The sequence below is a fragment of the Chitinophaga sp. genome, assembly GCF_036566945.1.
Lineage (GTDB): Bacteria > Bacteroidota > Bacteroidia > Chitinophagales > Chitinophagaceae > Chitinophaga.
In genome coordinates this window covers 1-6,685 of the sequence record NZ_DATCVJ010000738.1, presented here as the reverse complement: position 1 = coordinate 6,685, position 6,685 = coordinate 1, and the positions used below count along the sequence as shown (strand labels likewise).

Here is a 6,685-nt window from a genome sequence, read left to right as displayed (position 1 = left end):
GAGTGTTCATCTGAGTAGCCAGGTTTTCGACCTTCACGGAAATTGCGTGGATCTCCTGTTTGAGCTCACTCTTTGTTGACATCAATTCGGCTTTGGTGGCCAGGAGTTCATTTTGCCTCGCCTGATTCCCTTCCCAAAAATCACCAATCGCGGTAACAAATTCCAGCGCTTTGTGGTCTGGCAAGTGTAGATCCTGTCTGACAAGATCATACAATTTTAAATTTCCTGCATTCATAATGTAATGGTTTTATATTACAGGAATAAAATTAAGTTATTCCTGTTTTTAATATCGGGTTTTAAATAGATATTTCTTTTGGCTATATTATTTTTTTATTTAAAGAATCAATTTGTAAAAAGGAAGATCATTCTTATACTAGAAAGAACACTATAAATCCAAAGATAACAGTCATGGCAATGAGGACATATTGGAGTATTAGCAGGTAGTCGCCCATCTTTCTGGTGTGCGCAAATCGCCGTTGTTGTTGCTCTTCATATCTGATAGCCGCCATCCCCGGATGCTTCGCCATCATTTTCTCCTCCGCACTTTCATAAATCGCAATAATCAATTCTTTCGCCTTATCTTCCGGTACATACAATTCTTTCGTCAGTGTGTTGTACAGTTTCAAATAATGCCTGATCATTTTGTAATATTTTTAGTTTACAAACGTGAAAATAACATCTTTTTCAACTGAACTCACACCGCTGTATAAATATTTATTTTTAAAATCCTTAAGTTCAATGACATGGTAATCTAAAAGCTAACAAACTATTTCTTAACTTCGCAAACATTTTATAAAGGAAATGTAGCCCATATGAAAAAGTATGGTGCTAACAGCAAAACGTATGATAAATATCACTTTTCCGGATGGCGCAGTTCGTCAGTATGAACCAGGAGTAACTGCATTGGACATTGCCAAATCCATCAGCGAAGGATTGGCACGCAAAGTATTGGCCGCAAATGTTAATGGGCAGGTAGTAGATGCTACGCGCCCGATTTTGACGGATAGCACGCTGCAACTGCTCACGTGGGTGGATAAAGATGGTAAGGCTACGATGTGGCATTCCTCTGCGCATTTAATGGCAGAAGCCCTGGAAGCCCTGTATCCCGGCGTAAAACTGGGTTATGGTCCTTCCATCGAGAATGGATTCTATTATGATATTGATTTAGGAGACCGTACTATTTCGGAAGAAGACCTGAAGAAGGTAGAAGCCAAGATGGTGGAGCTGTCTAAACAAAATAGCGTGTATGTGCGCAAGGAAGTAAGCAAGGCAGATGCACTGGCTTACTTTACAGAAAAGGGCGACCAGTACAAACTGGAAACCATCAACGAACTGGCAGATGGAAGTATTTCCTTCTATACCCAGGGCGGATTTACAGATCTGTGTCGTGGACCACATATTCCGAATACCGGCTTTATCAAATCCATTAAGCTCACCAGCATTGCCGGTGCTTACTGGCGTGGTAGCGAAAAAAATAAGATGCTCACCCGCATCTATGGTATCACTTTCCCGAATCAAAAAGAGCTGGATGAGTACCTGACACTGATTGAAGAAGCCAAAAAACGTGATCACCGTAAACTGGGTAAGGAACTGGAATTGTTCGCTTTCTCTGAGAAAGTAGGACTGGGCCTGCCAATGTGGTTGCCTAAAGGAGCGATGTTGCGGGAACGTCTGCAACGTTTCCTCCAGGAAGCACAGCTGGCCAGCGGTTACCTGCCGGTGGTTACACCACATATTGGTAATAAGAATCTGTATATCACTTCCGGTCACTACGAAAAATATGGCAAGGATAGTTTTCAGCCCATCCACACCCCGGAAGAAGGTGAGGAGTTTATGCTGAAACCAATGAACTGCCCGCATCACTGTGAACTGTACAAGGTGTCGCCTAAGTCTTACAAAGACTTACCGGTACGCTTTGCCGAATTCGGTACCGTGTACCGTTACGAACAGCACGGTGAGCTCCACGGATTAACCCGTGTGAGAGGATTTACGCAAGATGATGCGCATTTATTCTGCCGTCCTGACCAGGTGAAAGAAGAGTTCCAGAAAGTGATTGACCTGGTGATGTATGTATTCAACAGTTTAAGTTTTACCGAGTATACCGCACAGATTTCCCTGCGTCACAAAACAGATCGCAGTAAATACATGGGTAGCGAAGAAAACTGGGAACTGGCGGAGAAAGCCATCATTGAGTCGGCCGCTGAAAAAGGCCTGAATACTGTGGTGGAGTACGACGAAGCCGCATTTTATGGTCCTAAGCTGGACTTCATGGTAAAGGATGCCCTGGGCCGTAAATGGCAGCTGGGTACTATCCAGGTGGATTATAACCTGCCGGAGCGTTTCGAACTGGAGTATATCGGAGCCGATAATCAGAAACATCGTCCGGTAATGATTCACCGTGCGCCATTTGGTTCACTGGAAAGATTTATTGCAGTACTGATCGAGCATTGCGCCGGTAAGTTCCCGCTGTGGCTGGCCCCTACACAGGTGAAAATCCTGCCTATCAGCGATAAAAGCCAGGCCTATGCAGAAAAAGTAGCAGAATTGCTAAAAAAAGCGGAAATTCGCGCTGAAATAGATGACAGAAGCGAAAAAATCGGTAAGAAGATCCGGGAAGCAGAGCTGGCAAAAATTCCGTACATGCTCGTCCTTGGTGAAAAAGAAGCAGCCGATGAAGTAGTAGCCGTTCGTCGTCAATCTAAAGGTGATTTGGGAACTATGCAACTCGAACAATTTACAGCAATGATAAATGAAGAGGTAGCGAACCGGAAGCCAATAGAATAGCAAAGTAAATGAATGTGGAAAAAAGGTATATAAAACAATGAACATTACTTGAATGAGGTATGTTTATTGCTGTGATTTTCCCCTTATTTTTGTAAATATTGTTTTTGGTCCATGGACGATATGTGGACCATGGACTACAAAGGCAATTAATTAATTAATTTTATTTTTCTTAATGCAACAAAGACCCAGACCAAGTTTTGGCGGCAACAACCGGGGCAGAAACCCCAACTTCCGCAGGGAACAACAACAAGAACATCGCACCAACAGGATGATACGCGTTCCTGAGGTAAGGCTTGTAGGTGAAAATATTGAGGTAGGTGTCTACAGAACCGAGGAGGCGCTGAAAATGGCGGAGGAACAAGGTTTAGACCTGGTTGAGATTTCCCCAAATGCCGTGCCCCCCGTTTGTCGTATCATCGACTACAATAAATTCCTCTACGAAAAGAAGAAGAAGGAAAAGGAAATGAAGGCGAAGGCGCACAAAAGCGAAGTGAAAGAAATTCGTTTTACGCCCAACACCGATGACCATGACTTCGACTTTAAAGCTAAACATGCGGAAAGCTTCCTGAAAGACGGTAACAAGGTGAAAACCTACGTACAGTTTAAAGGTCGTGCGATCATGTTTAAAGAACGTGGCGAGTTAATTCTCCTGAAGTTTGCTGAAAGGCTGGCAGAAGTAGGTGGTCTGGAAAGTATGCCTACCATGGAAGGTAAGCGTATGATCGCCATCTTCGCTCCTAAAGCGGCTAAGAAGAAGGAAAAGGAACCTAAGGAACCAAGAGAACCACGGGAACCGAGAGAGCCAAGAGAACCAAGAGAAGCAAAGGCACCTGTTACACCTCCGCCAGCTGCTGATGCAGCACCAGCGGCAGATGCTAACGCGTAACCAATGGTTATATCTGATTAAAAAAAGCAGCACAACAGGGTGTTATACCCCGTTGCGCTGCTTTTTCTTTTGTCGGGTAGCAAACTATTGTATCTCTTTTAATACTTTCCTGGCCTTTGACCGGATACCCGGCGTGGGATTGTTTTCCAGCTGATCTTCTACCAGCAAACGGATCTCATTTTTGATCTCCGGATAATCCTTCGCGAGGTGAGCGAGTACCGTCATCGAAAAAGACTTTACAGCTACGGTTTCCAACGGATCTTCCAGGAAACTGAAACAACTGTTCATCACCGGACCATGCAGGCTTTCCGGGATGGAGATATTTTGCAGTATCCCCAATACATTTCTTTTCACCGCTACCGGCACATCTGCTGCCTCCATTCTGCCTACTACAGCCGGTAGGTGTGGAGCAAGTAGCGACGGATGTTTCTCTGCCACCAAACGCATCACCCAGGCCGTGCGCTGCACCACCCGGTATTCATCCTGCAGGAATAATTGCAGCAGCTGATCAAAGCGATCAGCATCGGCGCCTATCCAGTTGGCAATATGAAGGGAGTGGGTGCGGGAATGTTCTGCTAATATTTCGGAACGTAGATCCATATCGCCGGCAATTTAATGCAAGCAATTTAATTACCATGCTCCAGCAGATAGGATAATGTCTTTTGCCGTATCCGGGCTACATCCTCCGGGTTTACCGGCTGATCAGTTTCTTTACCCATATCATCCCAGATCCTGATCTGGATATATTGTGCAAACAAAGGGTCGTTGCGGAAAGCCAGTGCTTCTTCCTCATTCATAGGCCCACCCTGGTATTCCAGGGTTTGTTTGCTGGCTTCAGAGAGGGTATCGTAATAGGCACTGTCGGTCCACGTCAGGTACCTTTTGGCGGCTACGTGGCTGCCCACCAGTTTGGCCATTTTTTCGGGAAAGCCGCATTCCAGCAGGTAGGCACTGCCCAGGTCATCGTGTGCAAGACTCCCGTATTCACCCATTTTTTCGGTGTGCTCAAAGAAATGACCGATGTCGTGGAGAAAGGCCGCTACGATCATTTCATCATCAAAACCCGTGCTCTCCGCTATCAGTGCGGCCTGCGTCATATGCATGAGCATCGTTACCTGTTCACCGTATTCCTCGTTACCATAATTGTTGTATAGATCGAAGATGGTTTCAATGACAGTGTGTGCATGTAATTCGTTGTCGGTCATTTTCGTACATTAATAAGGGTTAGTACTGTTTTTCATGCCGTGGCATTATCGCAAAAATAATCGCTGTTGCTGCTATATCGGCATACACACTGTTATGTTTTTATTAAGAGCAGTATATCTCCTGTACGGCAATAATCGGTTACCTATGGCTTTGCAACAACACAAATCTGAACCATTGCTAAGAAAAGAACTGCGCGTTATTATGACGGAAGGACGCATACAGCAGTGTATGACTAATCATTGCCTTAAGCGTTATTCATTTTACGGGCTGGAAATGGCTCGATCCTTCAGTATCCCTGCTGATGGGAGGGTTGATTTTGTTTGCAGGGAGTGAGGTGGAATTTTTTATTCACAGGGATCCCTGTATTCCTTCCTGTTGCCATTATTGTTTGAAAGATGAATACACGGTGAGGAGCCACGCATTTACGGGCGAAATAATTGGGACCAGAGATAATGTAATGCCCAACAGAAAACAAGGAAATAGCTTTTAGCCGTTAGCTTTTAGTAAATGCAGCAAAGATGACATCATGTTGGTTTTCGCTGCATTTACTAAAAGCTAAAAGCTATTCTTCTCCGGCTTCTTCACCATCTCCGTGACCAAGTATATCACGAACAGGTTTTACAGCCTGGTAAATACCGCGGTTATATTTATTTCCTAAGATGATTAATGTGGTAGAGTCTTGTACAAAACGATAAAATACCGTGTTGTTGCCATGCCACCAGCCATTATGATAGATAATATTTTTAGAACTGTCGGGATATACCATCAGTCGCCAGCCAAGGCCGTAGTTACGTATCCCTGGTTTTTCATGACTATAAGGAGTATAAGCAGCCTTGAGGGTAGCTTCGTTTAATAGCTGTCCGGAATAGAGCGCCTGGTCCCATTTAAGCATATCGCGTGCGCTGCTGTATATTCCCTTATCACCCATCACACCATCGAAATAAGTATCCGGCTCAAACTGCCCGTTGTACTTATGGCTCTGGGTCTGGTGCCGGCGTGCTGCTGAAGCAGGATCATAGACAAAAGTATTCACCATACCTAATGGACGGAAAATAGTTTCTTCCATAAATTCAGCATATTTCTGTCCGCTTACTTTTTCTATGATAGAAGCCAGCAGCAGGTAGTTGGTATTGCAATACTGAAAATGAGTTCCGGGCAAATGTTGCATTGGTGGCTTATGTGCCTCCATTAGTTTGATCACTTCATCATTGGTAATGAAGCGTGATTCTTCTTTCCATAAACTATCACAAAAATAGAGGTAGTTCGGTAAGCCGCTGCGGTGGCTTAACAACATACGAACATTGATTCCTTTGTACGGGAATGCGGGAAAGAATTTTTGCAAAGAATCGTCGAGACTGAGTTTCTCTTTTTGTGCTAACCACAGTACAGCTGCGCCGGTAAAGGTTTTTGAAACAGAGGCGAGTTGAAAAGAAGAACTGTCAATGACAGGTGTTTTCGTCCTTGAATTCTCGTAACCATGATATTGTTCAAAAATGATAACGCCCTTTCTGGCTACAAGCACGGCACCGTTGAATCCACTGCGTAATAATTTACCATTGTAAAATGCTTCCAGTTCATGTTGCATTTGTATGGTGCGGGGCGATTTTAATATCGCCTCTTTTTCTGCCGTGCTTAATCCCACGGTGTAAAGAACGCTGTCTGATGTTGTTTTTTTCCTTTCAGCTTCCCGTCTTGCTGCATTGCTCTGGCAACTTGATATTATTGCAATTCCCGATATAGTTAAGATGATACTTACTGCTTTCAATCGCTTCATTAGAGGAGTGTACTACTTTCTTGATTCAATATGAC

General features: G+C 44.1%; 7 protein-coding genes. 2 read left to right on the top strand and 5 right to left on the bottom strand.

All coding sequences use genetic code 11. The features are described from left to right. The coding region (locus tag VIP81_RS22195; RefSeq protein ID WP_331966522.1) for a hypothetical protein at nt 1–235 on the bottom strand (235 nt) is incomplete at its 3' end. Between the two features lie 133 nt (nt 236–368). Next, nucleotides 369–641 (bottom strand): hypothetical protein, encoded by a 273-nt coding sequence (locus VIP81_RS22190; RefSeq protein ID WP_331966519.1) that lies wholly within the window; start codon nt 639–641, stop codon nt 369–371. A 202-nt stretch (nt 642–843) separates the two neighbouring features. Between VIP81_RS22190 and thrS the strand changes: the two genes are divergently transcribed. Further along, nucleotides 844–2,784: a threonine--tRNA ligase gene (gene thrS, locus VIP81_RS22185; protein WP_331966516.1), complete on the top strand. Its 1,941-nt coding sequence runs from the start codon at nt 844–846 to the stop codon at nt 2,782–2,784. A gap of 172 nt (nt 2,785–2,956) precedes the next feature. After that, the gene (gene infC / locus VIP81_RS22180) at nt 2,957–3,670 is read left to right on the top strand and encodes a translation initiation factor IF-3 (RefSeq protein ID WP_331966513.1); all 714 of its coding nucleotides are present in this window, start codon (nt 2,957–2,959) and stop codon (nt 3,668–3,670) included. A gap of 84 nt (nt 3,671–3,754) precedes the next feature. Here infC and VIP81_RS22175 read toward each other — a convergent pair whose 3' ends face one another. From VIP81_RS22175 to VIP81_RS22165, 3 genes are all read right to left on the bottom strand, one after another. After that, the gene (locus VIP81_RS22175; protein ID WP_331966510.1) at nt 3,755–4,270 is read right to left on the bottom strand and encodes a hypothetical protein; all 516 of its coding nucleotides are present in this window, start codon (nt 4,268–4,270) and stop codon (nt 3,755–3,757) included. Between the two features lie 26 nt (nt 4,271–4,296). Continuing rightward, complete coding sequence (locus VIP81_RS22170; protein ID WP_331966507.1) at nt 4,297–4,875, bottom strand: HDIG domain-containing metalloprotein; 579 nt, start codon at nt 4,873–4,875, stop codon at nt 4,297–4,299. 563 nt (nt 4,876–5,438) lie between these two features. Beyond that, complete coding sequence (locus tag VIP81_RS22165) at nt 5,439–6,518, bottom strand: serine hydrolase domain-containing protein (RefSeq protein WP_331966504.1); 1,080 nt, start codon at nt 6,516–6,518, stop codon at nt 5,439–5,441. Nucleotides 6,519–6,685 lie beyond the last annotated feature (167 nt).